The organism is Vibrio celticus, from assembly GCF_024347335.1.
GTDB classification, from domain to species: domain Bacteria; phylum Pseudomonadota; class Gammaproteobacteria; order Enterobacterales; family Vibrionaceae; genus Vibrio; species Vibrio celticus.
Genome location: NZ_AP025464.1, coordinates 1,323,796 through 1,349,666, shown reverse-complemented (window position 1 = coordinate 1,349,666; position 25,871 = coordinate 1,323,796). Strand labels below are relative to the sequence as shown.

The 25,871-nt window shown below is 43.2% G+C and carries 17 protein-coding genes; 13 read left to right on the top strand and 4 right to left on the bottom strand.

What is annotated here, in order from left to right; all coding sequences use genetic code 11:
• The first annotated feature begins 319 nt into the window (after window positions 1-319).
• Window positions 320-2,542, top strand: a complete 2,223-nt coding sequence (locus OCV19_RS21900) for a glycoside hydrolase family 3 N-terminal domain-containing protein (RefSeq protein ID WP_086738457.1) — start codon at window positions 320-322, stop codon at window positions 2,540-2,542.
• Between the two features lie 70 nt (window positions 2,543-2,612).
• On the opposite strand, the gene xylA is transcribed toward OCV19_RS21900, so the two are convergent.
• Window positions 2,613-3,932, bottom strand: coding sequence for a xylose isomerase (gene xylA, locus OCV19_RS21895; RefSeq protein WP_261875701.1), 1,320 nt, complete (start codon window positions 3,930-3,932; stop codon window positions 2,613-2,615).
• A gap of 394 nt (window positions 3,933-4,326) precedes the next feature.
• On the opposite strand from xylA, the gene OCV19_RS21890 reads away from it, so the two are divergent.
• From OCV19_RS21890 to OCV19_RS21845, 10 genes are all read left to right on the top strand, one after another.
• Window positions 4,327-5,406, top strand: coding sequence for an ABC transporter ATP-binding protein (locus OCV19_RS21890; protein WP_065677000.1), 1,080 nt, complete (start codon window positions 4,327-4,329; stop codon window positions 5,404-5,406).
• Between the two features lie 28 nt (window positions 5,407-5,434).
• Window positions 5,435-6,532, top strand: coding sequence for an AraC family transcriptional regulator (locus OCV19_RS21885; protein WP_065676999.1), 1,098 nt, complete (start codon window positions 5,435-5,437; stop codon window positions 6,530-6,532).
• 217 nt (window positions 6,533-6,749) lie between these two features.
• Window positions 6,750-8,360: an endo-1,4-beta-xylanase gene (locus tag OCV19_RS21880; protein ID WP_065676998.1), complete on the top strand. Its 1,611-nt coding sequence runs from the start codon at window positions 6,750-6,752 to the stop codon at window positions 8,358-8,360.
• 190 nt (window positions 8,361-8,550) lie between these two features.
• Window positions 8,551-9,837: a carbohydrate porin gene (locus OCV19_RS21875; protein ID WP_065676997.1), complete on the top strand. Its 1,287-nt coding sequence runs from the start codon at window positions 8,551-8,553 to the stop codon at window positions 9,835-9,837.
• Between the two features lie 230 nt (window positions 9,838-10,067).
• Window positions 10,068-11,114: an ABC transporter ATP-binding protein gene (locus tag OCV19_RS21870; protein WP_065676996.1), complete on the top strand. Its 1,047-nt coding sequence runs from the start codon at window positions 10,068-10,070 to the stop codon at window positions 11,112-11,114.
• A gap of 13 nt (window positions 11,115-11,127) precedes the next feature.
• Window positions 11,128-12,381 (top strand): ABC transporter substrate-binding protein, encoded by a 1,254-nt coding sequence (locus OCV19_RS21865; protein ID WP_065676995.1) that lies wholly within the window; start codon window positions 11,128-11,130, stop codon window positions 12,379-12,381.
• Window positions 12,382-12,441: 60 nt separating this feature from the next.
• A complete protein-coding gene (locus OCV19_RS21860; RefSeq protein WP_046209674.1) occupies window positions 12,442-13,419 on the top strand; it encodes a carbohydrate ABC transporter permease in 978 nt (325 codons plus the stop codon).
• Window positions 13,416-14,249 carry a carbohydrate ABC transporter permease gene (locus tag OCV19_RS21855; RefSeq protein ID WP_065676994.1) on the top strand — a complete coding sequence of 278 codons (834 nt, stop codon included), beginning with the start codon at window positions 13,416-13,418 and terminating at the stop codon, window positions 14,247-14,249. The genes OCV19_RS21860 and OCV19_RS21855 overlap by 4 nt, the downstream gene beginning before the upstream one ends.
• Before the next feature lie 75 nt (window positions 14,250-14,324).
• Entirely contained in the window at window positions 14,325-16,610 is a 2,286-nt protein-coding gene (locus OCV19_RS21850; RefSeq protein ID WP_065676993.1) for an endo-1,4-beta-xylanase, read from the top strand.
• A gap of 512 nt (window positions 16,611-17,122) precedes the next feature.
• A complete protein-coding gene (locus OCV19_RS21845; protein WP_139093572.1) occupies window positions 17,123-18,277 on the top strand; it encodes a glycoside hydrolase family 5 protein in 1,155 nt (384 codons plus the stop codon).
• A gap of 192 nt (window positions 18,278-18,469) precedes the next feature.
• Here the strand turns inward: OCV19_RS21845 and OCV19_RS21840 are convergent, their stop codons facing one another.
• The 3 genes from OCV19_RS21840 to OCV19_RS21830 form a co-directional block, all read right to left on the bottom strand.
• Window positions 18,470-19,522, bottom strand: a complete 1,053-nt coding sequence (locus OCV19_RS21840) for a glycoside hydrolase family 43 protein (protein WP_065676992.1) — start codon at window positions 19,520-19,522, stop codon at window positions 18,470-18,472.
• Between the two features lie 246 nt (window positions 19,523-19,768).
• Window positions 19,769-21,391: a glycoside hydrolase family 43 protein gene (locus tag OCV19_RS21835; protein WP_065676991.1), complete on the bottom strand. Its 1,623-nt coding sequence runs from the start codon at window positions 21,389-21,391 to the stop codon at window positions 19,769-19,771.
• An 86-nt stretch (window positions 21,392-21,477) separates the two neighbouring features.
• The gene (locus OCV19_RS21830) at window positions 21,478-22,425 is read right to left on the bottom strand and encodes a xylose isomerase (RefSeq protein WP_390904184.1); all 948 of its coding nucleotides are present in this window, start codon (window positions 22,423-22,425) and stop codon (window positions 21,478-21,480) included.
• Window positions 22,426-23,136: 711 nt separating this feature from the next.
• Here OCV19_RS21830 and OCV19_RS21825 point away from each other — a divergent pair.
• Complete coding sequence (locus OCV19_RS21825; RefSeq protein WP_065676333.1) at window positions 23,137-24,525, top strand: glycoside-pentoside-hexuronide (GPH):cation symporter; 1,389 nt, start codon at window positions 23,137-23,139, stop codon at window positions 24,523-24,525.
• 151 nt (window positions 24,526-24,676) lie between these two features.
• Window positions 24,677-25,777, top strand: a complete 1,101-nt coding sequence (locus OCV19_RS21820) for a substrate-binding domain-containing protein (protein ID WP_065676332.1) — start codon at window positions 24,677-24,679, stop codon at window positions 25,775-25,777.
• Window positions 25,778-25,871 lie beyond the last annotated feature (94 nt).

The window sequence follows — 25,871 nt, the reverse complement described above, 5'->3', positions numbered from 1 at the left end:
TTCATATTTCGCGGCTAGAGAACGAGCACAACGAAATTACGTCATCGTGCCGTGAAACATTTTCCCGTGAAACAAACATATAACCAGTCACCAGTTTTCAAATATTATGATTGTTCTCACAAACACAGGAACTGATTGAAAAAACATAAACTAATACTCAATTAGATAAATGCTTATACTCTGTCAAAATATGATACTACGTTTTAACCACACTGAGTTTTTATTAAACACAGCCTATTCTTATCGTGGTGTAACGTTGAAAATTATCCTGATTTAGTATCATAAAAGAGTAGGTAATCATTTAACCATGGAGCCTTGCGTGAACCCAATATATAAGAGTAATCAATATCCGATATCGACGCGCGTTGATAATCTTCTTAGCCTTATGACTCTCGAAGAAAAAGTAGGCCAGCTACTTCAATTGCCCGCCAATATAGAAGGAAACACTGATAAGTTAGAACATTGGCATGTTGGTAGTTATCTTCATTGTACAGGCTCGATGAACTCAGAACTTCAAGCACGAGCGCTTGATTCACGTCTTGGTATTCCTTTAATTTTTGGCATTGATGCAATTCACGGCCACTGTTTCGACAATGATTCAACAGTCTTTCCTAGCCAGCTTGCTACTTCATCAAGTTGGGATTTAGACCTAATGTATAGAATGGCAAGGATTACAGCAAAAGAAACGCGCGCTTCAGGATTACACTGGACATTTTCGCCGGTGTTATGTGTAGGGCGTGACGCCCGTTGGGGAAGAATTGATGAAACCTACGGTGAAGATGCGTGGTTAATTGGAGAAATGGCCTCCGCCACAATTAAAGGGTATCAAGGTGACGACGTAAGCTCGCCAGATTCTATTTTAGCGTGCGCAAAACACTACGTGGCTTATGGTGAAACCATTGGCGGGCGTGACTCGTATGAAGCCAATGTAACTAGACGCCAGTTGCTATCGACATTTTTACCGCCATTTGAAAAATCCGTGAAGGAAGCCAACGTTGCTTCGTTGATGACGGGGTATCACAGCAACGACGGAATACCGTGTACGATTGACGATTGGTTGTTAACCGATGTAGCAAAAACCGATTGGAATCTAGATGGCTTTATCGTGACAGATTGGGAAAACGTGCGTTCGTTGCATACGAAACAAACGGTATGCGAGAACGCCAAAGAAGCGTGTTATCAGTCATTAATTGCAGGCAACGATATGATGATGTCAACGCCAGAATTTTACCCTCTGACGGTGGAACTAGTTCAAGAAGGGCGCATTTCAGTTGCGACATTGGATTCATCTGTAAAACGCATTTTAACTAAGAAGTTTGAATTAGGTTTGTTTGATTCGATGGCCAATTACGCTCCAGAGCGAAGCTCAATTATGGGCATCGAAGCGCACCATGCAGTTTCATTAGAAGCCAGTCGTAAAGGCCTAGTGTTATTGAAAAACGATGGTGTGTTACCGATTAAACCTAACTCGCTAAAGAAAGTGCTTCTGGTTGGTCCGAACGCAGACGACGTGATCGCGCAACTTGGCGACTGGTCGTTCGGTTCGATCCAAGCAAGCATGACAAACGATACATTTCATCGAGAACAAACGGTCACACTGTTAGACGCGCTAACTCATGAAGCGAATGAGCAAGGGTTCGAGCTAGAATTTATTAAAGGTGCAGACTGCGTTGATGCATCGGTTGATGAAATCGATGCAATTAATTTGGCGTTGCCGACGGCGGATCTTGTTGTGGCATGTGTGGGAGATACTTTATCCCAAAACGGCGAGTTTCATGACAGAGCGAATTTGGACTTGAGTGGGCAGCAGCAAGCTATGCTTGAAACTATTAACCGCCACGATAAGCCTCTTGTGGTGTGTTTGATTGCGTCTAAACCATTAACGCTCCCTTGGGTAAAAGAACATGCAAATGCCATATTGTGTGGTTTTAACTCTGGCCCTAAAGGTGGACAAGCGCTTTCTGAGGCATTGTTTGGTCAACTAAACCCAGCTGGTAAATTAACCATTTCATTTCCCGTCCATGTTGGGCAAATTCCGGTGTATTACAACAAATATCAAGGTTGGCACGCGCACAATAGTGGCCAAACAAACGGTGAAGAACGCTACATTGATATGCCCTTAGACCCATTATTTAGCTTTGGTGAAGGGCTGTCATACAGCCGATTTAGCTACAGTAATATTCATATTCAGAACATGCACATTAACCCTGGACAAAATGTTGAAATATCGTTAGAACTTGAAAACCTATCTGATATAGATGGGGTCGAAATTGTGCAGGTGTACCTTCGCGATCTGTATTCCTCGGTCACTACTCCTATCAAAAAATTGTGTGGTTTTGCACGAGTTGAGCTTGCAGCGGGTGAGAAAAAAGAGGTGAATATTGTCGTACCGTTTGATGAACTGGCGCTCATTAATACGAAACTACAAAAGGTTGTTGAAGCAGGTGAGTTTGAATTTATGATTGGTGCATCATCTAAAGACCAAGATTTACAGCGTATTCGAGTCAGCGTAGAGCAATCTGTTGTACTAAATAAGAAATAGATTGATGGCTAAAAAAGCCTAAGAGCATAATGAAATGCGCTTGGGCTTTGATTTGCGTGGGATTAATCGGTTATTTAAAGATGAAACCGTTGACAGTGTTTTCTAGATGTTCTTGTTGGCCAGATGTTTTAACCGGAGAAATGTTGCTGTCGACAGCATGCTTAGCTAGCGTTTCAAGGTTAAGGTCACCGCTTAGGATCTTCTTGCCTAGGTCTTCATTCCAACCCGCATAACGTTGAGCAATTTTCTTAGATAACACGTCATTTTCAATCATGTCGGCAGCGCGCTCTAAAGACAATGCCATAGTGTCCATGCCGCCAATGTGGCCGTGGAACAAGTCTTCGCCATCAATGGAAGGACGACGAACCCGAGCATCAAAGTTGAAGCCACCTGTAGTGAAACCACCTGCTTTAAGAATTTCGTACATGACTAACGTGTTTTCTTCCACGCTGTTTGGGAATTGGTCGGTATCCCAACCTAGTTGAGGGTCGCCACGGTTCGCATCGATAGAACCAAATAGTCCTAAAGACGTTGCAGTCGCAACTTCATGATGGAAGCTGTGACCCGCAAGTGTGGCGTGGTTCGCTTCAATGTTCACCTTGATTTCGTTCTCTAAGCCGAACTGTTTCAAGAAACCGTAAACTGTTGCGGTATCATAATCGTATTGGTGTTTTGTTGGCTCTTGTGGTTTAGGTTCAATTAAAATCGCCCCTTTAAAGCCAATCTTATGTTTATGCTCAACCACCATCTGCATTAGGCGGCCCAACTGCTCGCGTTCTTGGCGTAAGTCAGTGTTTAGTAGAGTTTCGTAACCTTCACGACCACCCCATAAAACGTAGTTTTCGCCACCTAAGCGTTGAGTTGCGCCCATCGCGTTGAAGATTTGCGTTGCCGCGTAAGCGAATACTTTCGGATCAGGGTTAGTACCCGCACCCGACATGTAACGTGGGTTAGAGAAAGCGTTTGCTGTACCCCAAAGCAACTTAAGTCCGGTTTCCGATTGCTTTTGCTCAAGCACATCAACCATTGCTTGGAAGTTGTTTACGTACTCCTTGATGGAGTTGCCTTCTGGTGCCACATCGGTGTCGTGGAAACAGTAGTAAGGAACGTCGAGTTTAGAGAAGAAGTCGAACGCGGCATCGGCTTTCATTTTTGCCATTTCCATGGCGTCGCCATTTTTGTGCCAAGGGCGGTCGAATGTGCCAGCACCGAAAACATCAGAGCCCGGCCAACAGAAGTTGTGCCAGTAACACGCAGCAAAACGAAGGTGGTCTTTCATGCTTTTGCCAAGGATCATCTTGTCGGCATCGTAATGACGGAATGCAAGTGGGTTCGAAGATGCAGTGCCTTCAAATTGAATTTTATTAATGTGTTCAAAATATTTTGTCATGATTACTGTGCCATAGTATTGATATTAAATTTCATCAATAATTATTTTTTTAAAACATTTCAGCAATTACGAAATTTTATACACTTATTAATCTATTTGTTAAATGTGTATCACGTCTCAAATATGGGTTAATCCTGAATTGTGCTGTGTTTTTAATACATCGCGCTATATTGTTGAACTCTTGCTTGTTAGGGGCGAGCTGATTGCATGAGAGTTTTCTCATTGTTATTTATGCCATGCTATGCACCACTCAGCCAATCTTTGTGATCCAATGCTCAGTCGTAAAATCTATCAATAGCAGAAACAAAAAACATAATTGAGGCTAAGTTGATTGCCTATAAAGATAAGAGTAATTAAAAATCCAAAACAAATTACGGAACAATAGGGTGAATAAATGGCGACGGTTCAATTCAAAAATGTAGATAAGATCTATTCTGATGATGCGCACATTGTTAAAGATTTCAATCTCGAGATTGGCGATGGAGAGTTTGTTGTGTTTCTAGGGCCTTCAGGGTGTGGGAAGTCAACCACGTTAAGAATGCTATCTGGTCTCGAAGAGGTGTCTCATGGCGAAATTTTAATTAATGGTGAGGTCGTCAACCACCTTAATCCTAAAGACCGAAATATTGCCATGGTATTCCAAAGTTATGCCTTGTACCCACACATGACGGTGTATGAAAACATTGGTTTCTCGTTGAAAATGGCTGGCGTCAACAAAGACGAAATCAAAAAGCAAGTTCGACACGTAGCAGATATGCTGCAGTTGACGCCTTTGCTTGATCGGAAGCCGCGTGCATTGTCTGGTGGGCAGCGTCAACGTGTAGCAATGGGGCGAGCGATGGTTAGAACACCAGAAGTGTTTTTGTTTGATGAGCCGCTATCGAACCTAGACGCTAAACTTCGTAATGTGATGCGTACTGAAATCAAAGACCTCCATAAGAAGCATCAAAAAACCACGGTGTATGTCACCCATGACCAAGTGGAAGCAATGACACTTGCCGATAAAGTGGTGATCTTACGCGATGGTATCATCGAACAAGTGGGCACGCCAAAAGAGATCTACCACAAACCTGCCAACCTGTTTGTCGCTAGTTTCATCGGCAGCCCATCAATGAACATGTTACCTGTTGCAATAAAACCTGCTCAAGAAGGCTGGAGCATCGAATTAAATGGAAAAACTATTGATGTGGTGTCGTTAAATGACTCAAGCATAGTGACCAATGAAGCCACGTTAGGAGTAAGACCAAGCGATATTAGCAGCCAAAGTTCAAGCAAAGCGGTTGCGGTTGAAGTGTTTGTTGAATCCACAGAATTACTTGGCACAACAATACAAGTCCACGGACAGCTTGGTGACACCGCTGTGACCATCGAACTGGATTCTGAGCAACAAGTCGAAGAGGGCACGAGTTGTACTTTCTATATCGATATTCAAAGATCGCACCTGTTTAATCAAAATGGCTTGGCTATCCTCTAGCATTGCAATGTAAGAGGAAAGAACCAGTATGAAAAAGATACTCGTGCTATTGGATGTGATGGTGTTTTACGACCGCGAAATATTCCGAGGAATTAAAGCTGCTGTGCATTGTCGTTCAGAAGACGTATCTATTTATATTAGTTCTGAAGAGCACATTGATAAGTTGAAAGAAGATAGCTGGGATTACATCATTGCTGATGGGGATAAGTTGGTTGATATCCCTTCAGTAATGAGGGTGGCGCGGCAAGGATTAATATATTCAAGCTACCAACTCGAATCCGTACCAGCCGGCATTTCTACGTTAGTGGTTGATAATCAGCAAATTGCGATTACCGCACTAGGTAAGTTCACCGAGCTCGGCATTCAACGTGTTGGCTTTTATAGCAACGAATTTGACCGTCAATACGAATGGAGCAAAGAAAGGGAACAATGCTTTAAAGCGACCGCAGACAAGATTGGCCTAGAGATGTGCCTTGTCGACCCGCATCATTTGATAGGTAGTAATGAGAAAATAGGTGTGTTGTGCAGCACTGATCGCTCGGCGAGAACATTAATACAAGCGCTTACTGACGAAAAAATTATGGTGCCAAAGCAAGTTAACGTGATTGGTGTCGATTGTGATCCTATTGAAAGTGAAATTTCTCCTGTCGCAATTACTTCTGTCGATATCAGCCCTTATGATATTGGTAAGCAAGCGTTATCGCTGGTACTTAAAGAAGAGAAAGCTCAGGCGTATTTTTACACACCAAGTCAACTAGTGGAAAAGGCATCTTGTAGCAGTGAAGACCTATCTGACGGAATAGTGAGTCGTGCCAGTTTTTATATTTACAATAATTACCACAATAGTATTAAGGTTTCTGATGTGGCTAACTATTGTCGTGTTTCAAGGAAAACGCTAGATAGTCGATTTTTTAATGCAAAGAATATGACAGTCCATCAATATATTCATGAAAGACGCTTAGAAAAATGCATGCGATTATTATCTGAGACCGATGAAAGTATTGAAGATATAGCATTGCAATGTGGTTACCCGCACCAAAGTTATTTGTATCAAGTATTCAAGAAAAACTTGTCTTGTACCCCACTAGATTTTCGCAAGAAGGAAAATTCACGTTATCATATCTAATATAAGCATTCCAATATCTGATTTTATGTGAGCTCAATAATTTTATTGAGCTTTTTTTGTGTCTTTTATGTGGCTAATTAATAGTTTGCTTTATATCACAAATAATAATTCCAAGGTAAATACCTAACTCTATTTGCAATATTTAGTAAAGAACTCCACGCTGGTTTATCTCATAGTGTTGCTGTACTCATACAACACTAATAAAAGGTTAAAACCAATGAAATGGAATTCATTTTTGCTAATAGCGGGCGTCGCTATCGCTTTACCCGGCTGCTTGTCTGAATGTGGATCTGAAGTTGAGACAGGCTCTCCTGAATTACCTTCAACAGAAGTTGCCAGTTTGTTCCAACTGTCCGAAGGGTATCCAATCGGTGTAGCGCTTCCAGCAGGTGATGCTCAAAACTCAGTGTTTATTAGAAGCGACTTACAAAGTGTTGTAGGTCAGCATTTTAACCAAATAACTGCTGAAAACATTATGAAACCTAGTTATTTACAACCAGAGCAAGGTACGTTCTTTTTTGATGATTCCGACCGTTTGGTTGCATTCAGCCAGGAAATTGGATCAGGGCTTCATGGGCACACGTTAGTCTGGCACCAGCAGTTACCCGAGTGGATGAAAAGCTGCACAACCAATTGCGCCTCGGTGATGACCGATCATATTACTAACGTTGCGAATCATTTTGCGGGAAAAGTAGACAGTTGGGACGTAGTCAACGAAGCATTTAATGAAGATGGAACGTATCGAAATGCCGGCGACCAAGGAAGTGTTTGGTTTGCAAATATTGGTAAAGATTATATTGCACAGGCCTTTACCGCTGCTGACCAAGCAGATAGCAGTGCCGCCTTGTATTACAACGATTACAACATAGAACGTAATGACGCTAAGTTAACGGCGGTGCTTACAATGGTGAACGAACTAAAAACCGCTAATGTACCCATTGACGGTATTGGGTTTCAGATGCACATAGGGCTCGATGATCCAAGTATCGAAGTGATCTCTGCGTCTTTAACTAAAGCTGCGCAAACAGGTCTAAAAGTAAAAATAACGGAGCTCGATGTGCGCTTGAACCCGAACGGTGATTATTCGGAGTTATCGCTTGAACTCGCAGATAAACAAAAAAAACGTTTCGAAAATATAGTCACTCAATACTTAGCCATTGTTCCGGAAGAGCAACGTGGTGGGATCTCCGTTTGGGGTGTCTCTGATGCCGATAGTTGGATTATTGATTTATATGGTAATGCTGACTGGCCGTTGCTTTTTGACTCGAAACTTGTGGCAAAACCTGCTCTACAAGGCTTTGCAAATGGCTTGATATCCGCAGCCAAACCCGAATTGCCATCATTGTTTAAAGACAGTTTTGAAGATGGCGTGTACTGGTATGAAGACGGTTCGACAACTGTTACTGGTGCATACACTCATAATGCCGCTGATAAAACGATGAACGTTGATGTGGACTGGTTAGCAAATGGCGATGAGTATGTTGTTGCCACTACGTTCACAGACAACGAAACAATAGATTTCTCTACCGCCAAAACGCTGTCTTTTGATGTTTACGTACCAAGTGAATATGGAACGGATGGGCACTTAGCGATTCAGCCTTTCATCATGGATGGCGCTTATACGCCTGCCTATATTGGATGGCAGTTCGGATATCAATTGGATGAATGGTCGACGATTACTATACCCAATATTTCACCAGATTTTGCGTTTGGTTACAGTGGAAATCCTGACTTCACCAATATAGACCGTATCGGACTGCAGTTCATTGCTAACGGTGCTGTTCTCCCTCTAAAAACGATTCAAATCGATAATGTGATTATCCGATAACAGCTGAATATCGCAGCTATTACCTGAAGCCGGGTATATGTAAAACCTAAACATACAGAGCCTAAACATACAGAGCCTAAACATACAGAGCTTGCGGCGTGAAGTCTCAGGTTCCAATATCGCTAACTTTAAATTTGAGTGGGTATCCACTCGGAATAACTATACCAACAATAAATAAAGGACCAATAATATGGAACAGTTGAAACTCTTACCTCTTGCTGCTGCAGTGGCTACCACAATGATGGCGCTACCCGCTATGGCTAACGATGCAGACATTGATGCGTTAACAAAACGCATTCAAGAACTTGAAGCAAAAGTGGTAAAAATTGACTATGTGGATGACCAACAACCTTCTGTGTTAACGCCAGAAACGAAAGCACCTATCGGTGTGGTTTTTTCTGGTTACGCACGTTACGGCGCGCATTATGCCGATGGCGACCGACGTTATGTTGAGGTTGGCACTACTGGGCGGTCATTGGGTCGTTTAGGTAACGAAGCGAATGGCGGGGAATTTCAATTAGGACGTATCTTTGAAACGGATAATGGTCCAATTTGGAATGTGGGAGTCATGATTGATCACTGGGCAAACGATCAATGGGGATCGCCAGGTGGTGTTGATTTGAAGAAAGCTTTTGCTGGTGTAACAAACGTATTTGAAAGTCAGCCTGAAATGTATTTTTGGGGTGGTCGAGATTTCCACCAAAGACCACAACAGGGTATCAATGATTACTTCTGGATGTCGCATGATGGTCAAGGTGGTGGTTTTAAAAACTATAACTTTGGTGGCGCAAAACTCGATTTTGCAGTGATCACAAAAGTTGATTTCGGTGATGGTGGTTCGTTAGGTAATGATTCTGGGCGCTACGCGTTTACCAGTAAATTACACAGCATTGATGCCGGTCTAGGTACTCTCGATTTTTATGCTAACTACGGTTTTGCGTCTGATGAAGCCGGAAATGACTTAAAAGATGAAACATCGTGGCAAGTTGGCGCCGAATTGGGGCTTGGTGATTCAAACAAAGTGATCGCTCGTTACTCTGATGGTGCCGACGATTCTTCCTTTGATCTTGCGGGTGATGTGCAGGCGCTCTACATGAGCTTTGAAGGTAGCTACAACTATGGCAACCCTTGGTCTGTTGATTATCTTGTCTCATACAAAGACGTAGTGGGTAAGGATGCCGCGGCATTAAATGGCAAAGGTGAGCGCAGTGAATATGCTGTGATTGTTCGACCAATGTATAGCTGGAATGAAGTTCACTCAACATGGTTTGAAGCGGGTTATGCAATGGAAGACCGTGAAAATAATGACGAAGTGAAAGGCTGGAAAGTCACAGCGTCGCAAAACATTTCTATGGGTGGTATGCCGTGGAGCCGTCCAATGCTTCGACTGTACGCGACCGTTGGCGATGTAGAAGATACAGACAATATTAAATACGACACACTGAGTCTAGGCGCGATGTTTGAAGCGTGGTGGTAAATAATAGAAAAAATTCAACAAATTAATAAATTTCAAGTTGTTAAATTCAAGATTTAATAAAAGAAATTGGCCATTGTTCATATATGTGAGCAATGGCTAGTTCTTATCTTAAAGTCCACGAAACAAGAAATAGAGTAAATTAGAAAACAAAAAATATAATTGTTCCAATTGGTGTTTTTACACACTATTTAAACAAGCGGTTTAACTGGATAAATAATTAGGTGATGTAAATGGCATCAGTAACTTTTAAGAATTTAATTAAGAACTATGGAGAAACTCAGGTCGTTAAAGATATTGACTTAGAGGTTAAACATGGGGAGTTCATCGTATTACTTGGGCCTTCTGGCTGTGGTAAATCTACAACGTTAAGAATGCTTGCTGGGCTAGAAGAAATATCAGGCGGTGAGATTTATATTGACGATCTCATGGTGAATGAGCTTCACCCGATAGAACGAAATATAGCCATGGTATTTCAGAGCTACGCATTATACCCACACATGACGGTTGGCGAGAACATTGGTTTCAGTTTAGAAAACATGAAAATCGATAAAGCCACACGTAAAGAAATGGTGGCTGATGTTGCTAAGGTGCTTGAACTAACCTCGCTTCTAGATCGTAAGCCGAAAGAACTTTCTGGTGGTCAAAGGCAGCGCGTCGCAATGGGGCGCGCCATGGTTCGCACGCCGGAAGTGTTTTTATTTGATGAGCCTTTATCAAACCTAGACGCAAAACTTCGTGGTCAAATGCGTAAAGAGATTCGTGCGTTGCATGAAAAAGTCAAAACCACCGTCATTTACGTTACGCATGACCAAGTCGAAGCCATGACTCTGGCTGACCGAATTGTGATTTTGAACAATGGTGTTATCGAACAAGTTGGTACGCCGAAAGAAATCTTCGAGCAGCCTAAATCCCAATTTGTTGCGCGCTTCATTGGTAGCCCGGAAATCAACGTGTTTGATACCAATACCACCGAAATCAACTTGAGCTTACCTGACGTCGACCTTTCTGCAGATATCGAATCCATTGGTATTCGACCACAAGATTTTTCTCTCTATCAAGATGACATCGAATCTGAAGTTTGTCGTTCATTAAACGTCACGGTGATTGGCTCTGAAGTACTGGGTTCAGTTATTCACCTTGATTGTTTGTTTAACGGCAAAAAAGTGGTGGTTGAAACTCATTACATAGAAGAACTCATCGAAGGCGACATCACGATCTACTTCGATAAACGAAAAGCACACTATTTCGATAAAAACAAAATTACCACTCTACAATAACAAAGGACTGAACATGAAGAAGTCGAACATCAACTTTTTATCACTATCTATTGCGACATTGCTTGCGTCCAATGCCTATGCAGCGCCGACCGAAATTACGGTAGCTTCGTTCCCAAATTTTAACCAAGTTGCCGAAGTGGCGATTCCAAAATTTGAAGCGAAATATCCAAACATCAAGGTAAACCTAGTTACGTTGGCGTATGGCGATCACCATAACGCAATGACAACGGCTTTGGCTACTGGGGCAAACTTACCAGATGTCATGGGTATCGAATACGCTTACATCGGTCGTTTTGTGGAATCTGGTGGCCTAGAAGATCTGAATGCGCCGCAATATAATGCCGCTAAATTTACAGAGCAACTTGTGCCTTATTCTGTGTCGCAAGCGACGAGTTCAAAAGGTATGTTGTCGGGCATTCCTGCAGACATCGGTCCAGGTGCAACTTTCTATCGCGCTGACATTTTGGAAGCCGCAGGTGTCACAGAAGAAGAACTGCTAAAAGATTGGGACTCGTTTATTCAAGCGGGTATCAAAATCAAAGAGAAAACGGGCAACTACATGCTCGCTAACGCTGTCGACATCACGGATATCTATATTCGCTCAAATCTAAAAGATGGCGATGGTATCTATTTTGATAAAGAGCATAACGTATTGGTGAACTCTCCCCGTTTTAAAGAAGCGTTTCGCTTAGCGAAAAAAGCCCGCGATGCTGGGATTGACGCTGAAATTGGCGCTTGGTCTAACGAATGGACTGAAGGCCTGCGTCGCGGAACTATTTCCGTTCAATTGATGGGGGCATGGTTAGGTGGGCACTTGCAAGATTGGATTGCTCCAGAAGCAAAAGGTAAATGGAGAACCTCTCAACTTCCGAACGGTTCTTACGCAAGTTGGGGCGGTTCATTCTACAGCATCCCTAAAAAAGCTGAGCACAAAGAAGAAGCATGGACATTTATCGAATTCATGGCAACAAGCACTGAAATTCAAAAACTTGGCTTTACTGAAATTAACGCTTTCCCTGCGTTAGTAGCAACACATACCGACTCGTTCTTTGATGAAGAAGTGGCTTACTTAGGTGACCAGAAAGCACGCTTAATTTGGCGTGAAGCGGCGTCTCACATTCCTGCGGTTACGGTTGACCGTTACGACGAAGTGGCACGTCAGGTTGTGAACGATTCACTAGAAAAAGTACTTGAGAACGATGCTGATATCGACGAAGTACTCGCCAATGCAGAGAAACAAATTAAACGTCGCGCTCGTCGTCGTTAATTCAGTAACGAGTTAGAGCAATCGCTCTAACTCGATGATTTTCAAGTCGGGATCAGATATATGAGTTCTTCATTAGCTACCAATTTAACGGCAACGCAAAAGGGAAACTTTTGGTTGCGTAAGGGCAATAAAATCGCCCCTTACTTATTTGTGAGTCCATTCTTCGTAATATTCGGAGTTTTCGGACTGTTTCCATTAATATTTTCACTCTATCTTTCATTTCATTACTGGGAGCCAGCGGCTGGCCTCGCTGCGATGGAATGGGTAGGGATAGAAAACTATGTTTTCGCACTGGAAGATGAATGGTTCCAGAAGTCGATCTACAACACTGTTGTGATCGCTCTGAAATCTGGTATTCCTCAACACGCAGTCGCATTGCCACTCGCGTACTTTATTCACACCAGCTTTAGCAAAATGCGTAACACGGTAATTGGCGTGTATTTTGTGCCTTACATTACTTCGACGGTTGCGATTTCTCTGGTCTTTACCACCTTGTTCTCTCGTGACTTCGGCATGGTTAACCAAATTTTGACCTCGCTAGGCAACTTCTCAATTGCGGATATCAAAGTGTTCTCGTGGATCTTCCCAACGGAGAATATTGACTGGAGCAAACCCGCGTATACCAAAGATATGATTTCTTTCGTCGTATTCTGGCGATTCGTGGGTTGGAACACCGTGCTTTACTTATCGGCGCTACAAACCATTCCAAAAGATATTTACGAAGCGGCCACTATCGATGGGGCGAGTCGTTATCAGCAATTCTGGAACATCACGCTACCAATGCTAAAACCAATGGCGTTCTTCGCTGTGACATTAACTATCATAGGTAACCTGCAGTTATTTGAAGAACCGTTCATTATCACTGGTGGTACTGGTGGTATCGACCAAGCAGGTAAAACAGCGGCAATGCACATGTACATTACTGCATTCGTAGAGAGTGACTTTGGTACTGCATCAGCAATTTCATGGATTCTATTTATGCTGATAGCCGGCTTGACGCTCGTGAATAACAAACTACTAGGTGGTAACAACCAATGATGATGAAAATAGAAAAAGATAGGCTCATTGCCTACATTATTGTCGCTTTGGGGGCATTAATAATGCTCGCGCCATTTTACTTCATGTTCATTTTTTCGTCGCATTCGAATACCGGTATCTTGTCGGTGCCCCCGCCCATTTTCTTTGGGGAGTATTTGGTTGAAAACTTCAATACCTTGTTGGAATTCCTACCGTACTTTTGGCACAACTTGGGCTTGAGTTTGTATGTTGCGGTTATCGTAACAGTGTTGAACCTACTGTTTTGTTCGTTGGCAGGTTACGCGTTTGCGATGTTCGATTTCAAATTCAAGAATGCTATGTTTGTTGGAATTATGGCGACTATGTTGCTGCCGCCGTTTTTAGGCATGATTCCAACCGCTATGATCATGTCGACTATTGGCTGGATGAACGATCCTAAAGCTCTGATCGTCCCAGCGGCGTGTGGTGCGATGGGTATCTTTATGATGCGTCAGTTTATTTCGAGCTCAATTCCTAAAGAGTTAGTCGAAGCTGCTCGCATGGATGGCTGTGGTGAATTTAAGATTTACTATCGAGTGATTGTGCCGTTGATTAAGCCAGCATTTGGAACATTGGGTTTGATTACGTTTATCGGAACGTGGAACAACTTTATGGGACCATTGGTTGTTATGAACGACATGAAAATGTTCACGGTTCCTCTGGCGTTACGAGCACTTCAAGGAACGGGTCAAGTGCCATGGGGCGCGGTGTCTATAGGAGCTGCGATTGCGGTTCTACCACTATTGTTCTTGTTCATTATGGCTTCTCGACGCCTAATTGACGGGCTAACAGCAGGTGCGGTTAAAGGATAAGTACCATCAACGTGATGCCCGCTCTATCGAATTGATGAGCGGGCATCGCGCTATAAATTATAAGGATAATTGCTAATGAAGAAGACATTTTTACCAGCGCTGTTGCCGACACTCTTTGCTGCCACGTTATTTGGGTGCAGTAACAATACCAATGACTCTACATCTGCTAATGAATCTAATTCGGCCAACACTGCAGCTGAAGCAACTCAATCTCGTTCCGAGTTACCACTCAAAGCGCTGGCTGATCAAATCAACCTTGCAGTGGGAACGGCGTTTGAAACTCGTCATTTAGACGATCCCATGTTTCGAGACACGGTGATTCGCGAGTACTCTCAAATCACCCCAGAAAACGAAATGAAGTTCAGCTATGTACAACCGCAACGCGGTCAATTTGATTTCTCTAAAGCCGACGAACTGGTTGAATTTGCATTAGAAAACAACATGACTGTTAAAGGACACGCGTTAGTTTGGCATATCCAAAACCCTAAGTGGTTAGAAGATACGAAATGGACAAAAGAAGAGCTGACTCAGGTACTAGAAAACCACGTTAAAACAGTCGTCGGTCATTACAAAGGTAAAGTCGCCTACTGGGATGTGGTGAACGAAGCGTTTGATGACACCGGCGGCTTTCGCGATACATTATGGTATCAAACTTTAGGAGAAGACTACATAGAGTTGGCATTTAGATTTGCTCATGAAGCGGATCCTGATGCGATGCTTTTCTACAACGATTACTCAACGGAAGGTATGAATGCCAAATCAAATGCCGTTTACCGTCACGTAGAAAAATTGCTTAAAAAAGGTGTGCCAATCCATGGTATTGGTACGCAACTGCACTTAACGGGTGATAATGCGCTCAGTGATGCGTCTATTGCACGCAATATAGAACGTATCTCCGAATTAGGTTTAGATACACACTTTACCGAAATTGATGTTCGTATTCGTGATGGCAAAGGCAATTTTGCATTGCAAGACCAAGCGAATCACTACGAAAAACTTATGAAGCTCGCGGCGTATTACCCTGAGGTTGATATGTTCACTATGTGGGGAGTCACGGATAAGTATTCGTGGGTGCCTAGTTGGTTTAATGGTTACGGGCGAGCACTAATATTTGATGAAAATTACCAACCTAAGCCTGCGTATTACGCGATTCAAGGCGTCTTGGTTGATGCGGTAACGGGTAACTTTAGTTATGAGCCAGTAACCGATATGAGCAATATGCAGCGTTATGTTCAACCGTTTAACGCTAAAGCACTAACGTCTGATCGATTTAATGCCGAAGAAGTTGTGTTTTACCCATTTGGGTACAATCAGCTCGGCGGACGCAATCAAACACTGTCTCCACGTGATGTTATCGATGGTAAGTGGGCGGTGGGGTACCATAATAATGCGATCATCGGCCAAGTTCGCCGTGAAGACAGCAGCACCGTAACGAACAATGCTCAGGCGCATGAAAATGACAACGTGGAAGTATTTGTTCGCATTGGTGAGCAATTCTGGCAATTCCGTTCTGTCGTTGGTCAAGACTTTGCTCCACTCGGGTTTCCGGGCAAAGCGACGGGCAAATGGAATACTGACGGCACTGTTTTCGACTTCAACATTTCATTTTCAAACTATCAAGATTTAGTGGGCGAAACTTTAGGCTTTAATATCGCGTTGTCGGATAACGACAGTAAAGATAGCTCAGGAAGCCGACATGCTCAGTTGTATCCTCTTACGGGCACTAACATTGGTTGGCAAGGTGAAGAGTTTGGTGAGTTGTTTATGAATGGGCAAAATGCTGTATTGTCTACAGTGCCTGTTTCAACTCCACCAGCTTTTAAAGCTTCTAAGTTGACAAGCAAACCAAGCGGTGCTGATGATGCAGTATGGCAACAAGGTTATCAGTATTCATTCGCGTTTAACCAGTTGAACCAGCGTGATATGTCTGTAGCTAAAGGCGACAATTTTGCCGGAACTTGGACGGTAGGTTATCACCAAAACTGGCTATACGGTGTGGTTAATCGCGTGGATGACACCACCGTGACGTCAATGGAGCAAACCTACGAAAATGATAACGTTGAAGTATTTTTGCAGCGTGGCGACCAAGGTTTCACTCAGTTCCGAACTGTCGTAGGCCAAGATTTTGAGGATGTAGGCTATAAAGGTGAATACATTGCACAATGGAATGCCGATGGTACTCAGCTGTTTTTTGCGATTGAGCTTGAAGCACCGATGAAATCTGGAGAGGGCGTAATGTGGAACATAGCACTTTCAGATAACGATGGTGATGAAGAGGGTCGTAAATATCAATTGTATCCAGTGCCAGGAAGTAACATTGCTTACCTTGGCGAGGAGCTTACAAAACTCATTGCAGATTAGGCTTTGCTAACAAAGGGTGACGCATGGCGTCACCCTTTTTTCTTTGCTGCTAATTTGCCGACGTAGCTTATCGACTTAGTTTGTTTACGTAGTTTATGATCTTGGGTGGCAGGTCGGGTTTACCGCCTAACTTTGTTAACTTAGCGGAATTGCACAGCTTAATGAGGCGAGCAGTATTTCTACTGCTCAACAGTCGTATGTCTACTACAAGCTTGACTTGAGATATGACCACGATTAACGGTTACGGAGTCCACTCCCGAAGCAACAGAACAGCATCAGTGATAACTTAACGTCTATCGCGAAAGACCAAACCGACATTATTGCGGAGTTTTGTCATTGACCCCTTGTGAGATAGGTGCCTCGCATGCACATATAAGTCATGAATTCTCGTGTCATGAAAACATGATTGAATTCTTATATATTTATAATTATCAGTGTGTTGTGATAGCCGCCACACAGGAATAGAGGGCAGTGTGCTCCACTGGTAACAGAATAGTAATGGAGTAAGACCAGTGAAAATACGCAGCTTAATATCGTTGAGTGCGGTATTGGTAGGATTGTTATTCAATTCTGGGTGTGGCTCTTCAAGTGAAAGCTCTGAAGAAGCGCGCGTGGTATTAAATGAAGCGTACTACAGCGACTTGTATGATTGGAATGAGACGAACGGATTAGCGCACAGCTTTTTAGGTCGTGGCATCAATATGGGAAACTACTTAGAGTCGCCTAATTACGAAGGTGAGTGGAATGCAAATCGACTGATTCAATCAAGTGACTTGGAGAACATTCACAATGCAGGTTTTGCGAGTGTGAGAGTGCCAATTCGTTGGAGTTCGCATGCAATGGAAGGTGCACCTTATACGATAGATCCTGTATTTCTATCGCGAGTACAACAAGTGGTTGATGAAGCTATTCAACAAGGGTTAAGAGTTATCATCAATACTCACCATTACGAAGAACTGTTTTACAACCAAGGTGAGTTTGAGCTGCACCGAGCGCGTTTAAAAGCAATTTGGGCGCAATTAGCAGACCAATTTCCTCTTGGCCGCTACCCGCAAGATCAACTGGTGTTTGAGCTGTTGAATGAACCCCATGAAGTGGTAGGTGTTGATGAATGGAATATTCTGATTGATGACTTAGTCAGCGTGCTTTGGACTGAAAAGGCGAGCGAGCAGAATAACGGCCTCGAACAACGTAAAATTATGGTAGGTACAGCCGATTGGGGCGGGCCATTTAAGTTGCCTGATTTGAGTTTACCGGCTGCATGTAATGCCAGTAATACTATTATTACTGTTCATTTCTATGAACCCTTTAAGTTCACTCATCAAGGTGCCGATTGGACAGAAGGAGCCAGTGATTGGATAGGAACTCGATGGTTAGGCAGTGATGCTGAGCAACAAACCTTGTTTACATACCTTGATGCTGTCGCGCAATGGAATGATCAACCTGGTCGTGAGTTCGAAGTGAATATTGGTGAATTTGGCGTATACAGCCAGTTTTCTAAAGCGGAAGATCAACGCGCTTGGACAGCGTTTATCGCCAGAGAAGCAGAAAAACGCGGTTTTAGTTGGCACTACTGGGAGTACAGCGCAGGATTTGGAGCATACGATGCGGAAGCAATGCAATGGCGTACGTCGCTCATTGAAGGATTGATTCCAACCGATCGGTAATCATTGTGTTACCTATGTATTGAATACTAAAATCAAGAATAAAACGCCGAGTATAAGAAGACTTCTCTTCATGCTCGGCGTTGTTGTGTGTAGCTTAGCTGTGTGCGTTTACGCTGCTTACTTAACTTCTGCTTACTTAACTTCTGCTTACGCTAACAGCGTCGATTCTTAAATCAATTATAAATAAGCCCGTTAGTCGAGGTAGGGTTGGATGGTTTGAATGGAACCATCGGCATTGTGTGTTAATTCGGCCATTTTGATACTGCGTAGATGAGTTTGTCCGCCAGACAGTGAACTATCGTGGTAGAACAAGAACCACTTCCCTCGGTATTGTGCAATGGAATGATGAGTTGTCCAGCCTAGTACGGGCTCTAAGATCACACCTTGGTACGTGAAAGGGCCATACGGAGATTGGCTGGTGGCATACACGATCTTGTGCGTATCGCCAGTCGAGTACGAGAAGTAATAAGTATCTTCGTGTTTGTGTAACCATGGCCCTTCGAAATAACGGCGATCAACATCACCAGCAGTGAGCAGTTTTCCGTGTTCATCTAGAATTTGAATTTCTTGAGCAGGCTCGGCTAAATTGAGCATGTCATCACTCAGTTTAGCGACCAAAGGTAATAGTGCTGGCTCATCGTCAGCTGGGTAAATATCTTCACCGTATTCCCCATTTCGCCAGTTTTGTAGCTGACCACCCCATAAGCCACCAAAATACATGTAGTACTGTTGGTCATCATCTGCGAACACGGCAGGGTCAATACTAAATGAGCCATCAATGGGTGCATCTTGTGGTGCAAATGGGCCTTCAGGACGATCACTGACGGCAACGCCAATATGAAAGATGCCGTCGTAATTTTTGGCTGGAAAATACAGATAGTATTTTCCGTTTTTTTCTGCAGCATCCGGTGCCCACATTTGACGTTCCGCCCATTTTACATCGTTAACGTCGAGTGCGTTGCCATGGTCGGTAGCTTTGCCAAATGGGCGATCAAGTGAAAACACGTGGTAGTCGCGCATATCGAAATGGTCGCCATCATCATTCAATGGTTGTCCTGTTTCAACATCATGGGACGGGTAGATATAAATCTTGCCGTTAAATACATGAGCAGAAGGATCGGCAGTATACATGTGGGTGACGAGCGGTGAGGAAATAGGTTTAAGTTGGCTTGCGCGTTCTAAATCGCGAGCGGTGACAGCTTCAGCGTCACTCAATGACGCAGCTTCAATGGTTGTTTCAGTCATGATGTTTACTCACTAAGTTTATAATTTAGTTAACAGATATTTAAACCAGTATATCGACGCTGATTCGCTACAAAATGGCGTTTATTTTCACGCGAATTATGTTTTTTTATTATTGCGATACTCACTAGATTTCCGGTTTGAACCCCAAATTACGTGTTTATTTAGGTGGGGTTTGGCACTCAAAAAAGTGAGTACCAAGGTGTTAATCCATGGAAATCGGTGATTACTGATTGTTAACAGGAATGTCTATAAAGATCCTGTGTTTTCGCGGTACTCAAAGTAATTGAAGTCGGCGTGTTTGCCTTGTCCGGTAATATCGGCAGCGTAAAGAGCCGCGAATGTTCCCGTAAATCGGAAGATATCAGGGCCACCCTCGTCTGATAGTGGCGTGCTATTCAGTGCTGGGCCCATGTTGTGCCAAGTGTCGCCATCAAGTGAGTAGCTAAACTGATACCACTGTTTGTTGAGAGTGAGCTTCATCCATACAACAGAAGTATCGCCAATCGTCACTTCTGATCCATATTCTTCGTATTGATCGTTAATATTACCCACGATTTGCAACACGCGTTGACCGCTGTTATTCGCGGACACCTTCAAGAAATAGTGACCGTTTCGAGCGTAATAGGCGCACAATCCTGCCATTTCGTAGGGAGTGTTTGGAGCAAACTCCATTTTGGTTTCCGCGCTAGCATAGAACGATTGGAATCGACGGGCAATCAAGCTCTGTTCATAACGAGAGCTAAGATAATGGCGACCCTTTAAACGTAGGTATCCAGGACGTTCAGTTAACGAACCCCATTGCTCAGTGAAAGGTTCGCGTAGGGTTTGATATTCAAGCCTTAAAGTACTGTCATCAAAATCATCTCTTGTGTCTAACACTGGCCAAGGACACGCAGCAAGATCGGGAGCTTGCACTTGAACCGCTGGGGTTTTCCCAGTAGACACGTAAGGCCATCCATTGTGCCAATGTACTTTTTGAATTGCACTTTCTCGGCCAAGAATACAAAAGTTATTGTCGTATTTAGGTATAAACTGGTATCCCTCAGGGTTGGGTATACCGCGACCACACAGGTGCGTTAAATACCATTCACCTTGTTGTGTTTCCACTAAAAAACCATGGCCAGCTCGGCTAAGTTCTGCTTGCTCTTGAAAGCGACTAGTTAGAATAGGGTTTTCGGGGTGGACTTCATAAGGTCCCCAAAGGTTATGTGAACGGCAAACGGTGACAGCATGATCGCGAGACGTACCGCCTTCAGCAGTGATCAAGTAGTAGTAACCTTCTTTTTTGAGCATCTGCGGGCCTTCAGTGCAACCTAACTGAGTCCCTTTGAAAATGTTCTGTGGCTTACCAACTAGCGTATTATTGGCAGGGTCAAATTGCTGCATAACGATACCGCCAAAAAAGTTCTCGTTGGCGCGTCCGTCCCACACCATATTCAACATATATTTCTTACCATCATCATCGTGAAAGATCGATGGGTCAAAACCGTAGTTGCCAATTGATACAAGGTCGCTCCAAGGGCCTTCAATATTATCTGCGGTAACAACAAAGCTTGGTGTTGCCATCCAGTTACCACCCCGGCAGGAGTGAACGTTGGAAAAGCAGACCCAAAATTTCCCATCTGAATAAGACAATGCCGGGGCATAAACGCCTTCTGAATTATCCATTCCTTTCATATCTAATTGAGATGAACGAGTGAGCACATGGCCAATTAGCCGCCAATTCACTAAATCTTTAGAATGGTGAATTTGTATGCCGGGAAACCATTCAAAGGTAGAAGTAGCGATGTAATAATCGTCGCCAACACGAATAATAGATGGGTCAGGGTTAAAGCCTTTTAATATGGGATTTTGAATGGTCTGTGTCATGATGATCTCGTTATCGTAGATATAAAAAAGTCCAAGTGATACTCCCCCTGAGAACACTTGGACTTGGTCTAAACAACGCCTAACAATTACTTGTAGATGAAACCGTTGACAATGTTTTCTAGATGTTCTTGTTGGCCAGATGTTTTAACCGGAGAAATGTTGCTGTCGACAGCATGCTTAGCTAGCGTTTCAAGGTTAAGGTCACCGCTTAGGATCTTCTTGCCTAGGTCTTCATTCCAACCCGCATAACGTTGAGCAATTTTCTTAGATAACACGTCATTTTCAATCATGTCGGCAGCGCGCTCTAAAGACAATGCCATAGTGTCCATGCCGCCAATGTGGCCGTGGAACAAGTCTTCGCCATCAATGGAAGGACGACGAACCCGAGCATCAAAGTTGAAGCCACCTGTAGTGAAACCACCTGCTTTAAGAATTTCGTACATGACTAACGTGTTTTCTTCCACGCTGTTCGGGAATTGGTCGGTATCCCAACCTAGTTGAGGGTCGCCACGGTTCGCATCGATAGAACCAAATAGTCCTAAAGACGTTGCAGTCGCAACTTCATGATGGAAGCTGTGACCCGCAAGTGTGGCGTGGTTCGCTTCAATGTTCACCTTGATTTCGTTCTCTAAGCCGAACTGTTTCAAGAAACCGTAAACTGTTGCGGTATCATAATCGTATTGGTGTTTTGTTGGCTCTTGTGGTTTAGGTTCAATTAAAATCGCCCCTTTAAAGCCAATCTTATGTTTATGCTCAACCACCATCTGCATTAGGCGGCCCAACTGCTCGCGTTCTTGGCGTAAGTCAGTGTTTAGTAGAGTTTCGTAACCTTCACGACCACCCCATAAAACGTAGTTTTCGCCACCTAAGCGTTGAGTTGCGCCCATCGCGTTGAAGATTTGCGTTGCCGCGTAAGCGAATACTTTCGGATCAGGGTTAGTACCCGCACCCGACATGTAACGTGGGTTAGAGAAAGCGTTTGCTGTACCCCAAAGCAACTTAAGTCCGGTTTCCGATTGCTTTTGCTCAAGCACATCAACCATTGCTTGAAGTTGTTTACGTACTCCTTGATGGAGTTGCCTTCTGGTGCCACATCGGTGTCGTGGAAACAGTAATAAGGAACGTCGAGTTTAGAGAAGAAGTCGAACGCGGCATCGGCTTTCATTTTTGCCATTTCCATGGCGTCGCCATTTTTGTGCCAAGGGCGGTCGAATGTGCCAGCACCGAAAACATCAGAGCCCGGCCAACAGAAGTTGTGCCAGTAACACGCAGCAAAACGAAGGTGGTCTTTCATGCTTTTGCCAAGGATCATCTTGTCGGCATCGTAATGACGGAATGCAAGTGGGTTCGAAGATTCAGTGCCTTCAAATTGAATTTTATTAATGTGTTTAAAGAAATCAGTCATAGCTAAAGTTCCAGTTAGTCGTTTAATCGGTGTGAACGTATTTCGTGAGCTATATTTTCTTTTTTTAATGGCCTCATCAATTATGTTTTTTGATACCAAATTTCTTGAATTTATTAAATGTGCTCAACCTCTCAAAAAACACTTATATCTATATTTTCTAATATTGAATGTTTTTTAACTCTTTGATTTTTATAGTTGTAACCAATTATGTTTGTTGGAATAATTGAGTTAAATCACACATAATAAATATCGTAATGATGTTACGAAATTGAGCAAATTGATAATTTTTATCAGAGCTAGAACAATGACAACCAGATAAATATTGTCCCCTGGAGAAAGAATGAACACGATTAAATTATCGGTAAGAGAAAAGGTTGCTTACGGCTTAGGTGATACTGGTTGTAATTTTGTATGGCAAACCGTGATGTTGTTTCTTGCTTACTTTTATACGGATATTTATGGTTTATCTCCTGCACACATGGGCACTATGTTTCTTCTTGTTCGTTTTATTGATGCAGTGACAGACCCACTCATGGGTTCGATTGTAGATAGAACCCGTACCAAACATGGCCGTTACCGCCCTTATCTCTTATGGATGGCGGTTCCTTTCGGTGCAGCATGTATGTTTGCTTTCTATACGCCTGACTTTGGTGAGACTGGCAAAATTATTTATGCGTATGCGTCTTACATTTTCCTTACACTCATGTATACCGCCATTAATGTTCCTTATTGCGCAATGGCAAATGCTATGACTAACGATTCAAGTGAACGAACGTCATTGCAATCTTATCGATTTGCGTTGAGTACGGCGGGGGGGTTAGTAGTTGCAATGGTTGCGCTTCCTTTAGTCGACGTTATTGGGCAAGGTGATGTTCAAAAAGGTTACGTTGGCGCAATGGCCATTATGGGATTAGGCGCAATAGGATTGTTCTTCTTTAGTTTTGCGAACACAAGAGAGCGATGTGTTCCTGAGGACGAAGCTAAGCAATCAGTGGTTGACGATTTAAAGCTATTGATGAAAAACAACCAATGGCGAGTGCTGTTCATTGTTAACGTTGTTTTACTTACTGGTGTAGTGCTAAAAGGCGCCTCAACAATGTATTACGTTAATACTGTGATGGGGAGAGCGGATCTTGCCACCACATTCATGGTTGCAGGTATGTTGGCGAATATTGTAGGTGCAATGGCTTCAGCACCGTTACTCGGTAGATTTGATAAGCCTAAAATCTATCGTGTCTTAATTGTAGTTTCTGGTTTTTTGTCGGCATTATTGTTCTTAGTTGATCCAACGAATATCTATATGGTATTTGCGTTAGTCATAATGCTTGGTGTGATTCAAATGAGCACTACGCCTATTTTGTGGAGCATGATGTCAGATGTGGTTGACTATGAAAAAACACGCAGCAATCGTTCTTTGAGTGGCATGGTGTTTTCTACCAACTTGTTTGCGATTAAATTAGGTATTGCAATCGGAGGCGCGTCAGTAGGGTGGATTCTCGCTGGTGCAGGATATATAGGCGGAGCAGAAACTCAGTCAGATCAGGTCGTGACGGCCATTAACTTATTATTTACGGTAATACCAGGCATCATATTTGCTTCTTTGGCAATATTTATGATGTTCTATCGATTAGATAACAAGAAGCTCGACCAAATTAAAGCGTTGCTAGTACTTGATGCCAAGTTGAAGCAAGAACAGAAAGTAAGTGTGCATAACGCTGAGCTAGGATAAAACTCGTCTATACCATCGAGCACAGAGCGGAACGACCTAACCCCCAGAGTTTATCGCTCCTGATGAACTCTTGTTGCCCCACTTAGTTGTGGGGCATTTTTGCTATCTGAAGGGAGCGATATTCCTCAGTGCATCATTGGAGAAAAAAAGAGTGAAGACGTTGTTGTTGCTGTTAGACAGTATGATCTATTACGACCGCGAAATATTGAAAGGCATCAAGGCTAAAGTCGATGAGTCGAGCATCAAGGTAGAGCTTCATTTAGAGTGCTCATCAAATTTGGAATACATCTTGTCACGCGAGTGGGACTACGTTATTGCGGATTACGACAAACCGCATATTAATCACATCGTTGATTCATTGTCGGCAAAAGCCGTCGTGTACAGCAATCACCAAATTGAGGTGATTCCTTCTCGTTTGTCTTCTGTGATTTTAGATAACAGAGGGTTAGCGATTACCGCATTGCAAGGGCTTGAAGCCACAGGGATTACAAGTGTCGGTTATTTTGCTAACCAACAAGATTGTGTGTTCCCGTGGAGTAAGGAGCGCCATGTTTCATTTAAACAAACCGCGCAAGCCGCGGGGCTTGCGGTTGTCGATGACGTAGAAAAAGCAATACACAACAAAGCGTTTCCGATGGGAGTGTATTGTTCATCTGATCGCTCAGCGCGCCGTCTTGCAAATTTGTGCCACACATTAGGTGTGAGCGTGCCCGAAGACGTATCGATCATCGGCACCGATTATGATGACACCGAGCGAATGTTATCGCCGATGCCACTCAGTTCGGTTGAGCTTAACCCCGTCGAATTGGGCAAATTATGTGTAGAAACCTTACAGAAAACGCTGCGCTTTAAAAAGCCGCACCATACTAAGTTCTCGTCGTATAAATTGATTCAAGGGCACACTACCATTTCGCAAGATAATGCAGACCAGATAGTCATTAAAGCGGAAGGGTATATTCGAAATCATTACCATCTCAATATCAAAATCAAACAGGTGACGGATCATTGTCGAGTGTCTCGTAAAACCTTGGATACGCGATTTTTGATCGCACATGGTGTGACGGCGCACCATTACGTAACGCGCCTTCGATTAGAAAAGGTAAAACAACTATTGTCTACAACATCTGAAAAACTGGAAGTTATCGCGAAGCAGGTGGGTTACCCAAGTCAGTCTTATTTATCTCAAGTTTTCATTAAGCAATTTGGGCTCACTCCTATAGCATTTAGGCAAAATAACAACCGTTTTACCTGATTTCCCCCTCAACTGTTATGAATCTGGCAAGCTTCATGTTGGATTTCGTAAGTGAGTTTTACCTTAACGTATTGAATATGAATTTCGGAGATAG

Coding starts and splice junctions, on each gene's coding strand:
- xylA (WP_261875701.1), bottom strand. CDS start 3,932: ATGACAAAATATTTTGAACACATTAATAAAATTCAATTTGAAGGCACT.
- OCV19_RS21890 (WP_065677000.1), top strand. CDS start 4,327: ATGGCGACGGTTCAATTCAAAAATGTAGATAAGATCTATTCTGATGAT.
- OCV19_RS21885 (WP_065676999.1), top strand. CDS start 5,435: ATGAAAAAGATACTCGTGCTATTGGATGTGATGGTGTTTTACGACCGC.
- OCV19_RS21880 (WP_065676998.1), top strand. CDS start 6,750: ATGAAATGGAATTCATTTTTGCTAATAGCGGGCGTCGCTATCGCTTTA.
- OCV19_RS21875 (WP_065676997.1), top strand. CDS start 8,551: ATGGAACAGTTGAAACTCTTACCTCTTGCTGCTGCAGTGGCTACCACA.
- OCV19_RS21870 (WP_065676996.1), top strand. CDS start 10,068: ATGGCATCAGTAACTTTTAAGAATTTAATTAAGAACTATGGAGAAACT.
- OCV19_RS21865 (WP_065676995.1), top strand. CDS start 11,128: ATGAAGAAGTCGAACATCAACTTTTTATCACTATCTATTGCGACATTG.
- OCV19_RS21860 (WP_046209674.1), top strand. CDS start 12,442: ATGAGTTCTTCATTAGCTACCAATTTAACGGCAACGCAAAAGGGAAAC.
- OCV19_RS21855 (WP_065676994.1), top strand. CDS start 13,416: ATGATGATGAAAATAGAAAAAGATAGGCTCATTGCCTACATTATTGTC.
- OCV19_RS21850 (WP_065676993.1), top strand. CDS start 14,325: ATGAAGAAGACATTTTTACCAGCGCTGTTGCCGACACTCTTTGCTGCC.
- OCV19_RS21840 (WP_065676992.1), bottom strand. CDS start 19,522: ATGACTGAAACAACCATTGAAGCTGCGTCATTGAGTGACGCTGAAGCT.
- OCV19_RS21835 (WP_065676991.1), bottom strand. CDS start 21,391: ATGACACAGACCATTCAAAATCCCATATTAAAAGGCTTTAACCCTGAC.
- OCV19_RS21825 (WP_065676333.1), top strand. CDS start 23,137: ATGAACACGATTAAATTATCGGTAAGAGAAAAGGTTGCTTACGGCTTA.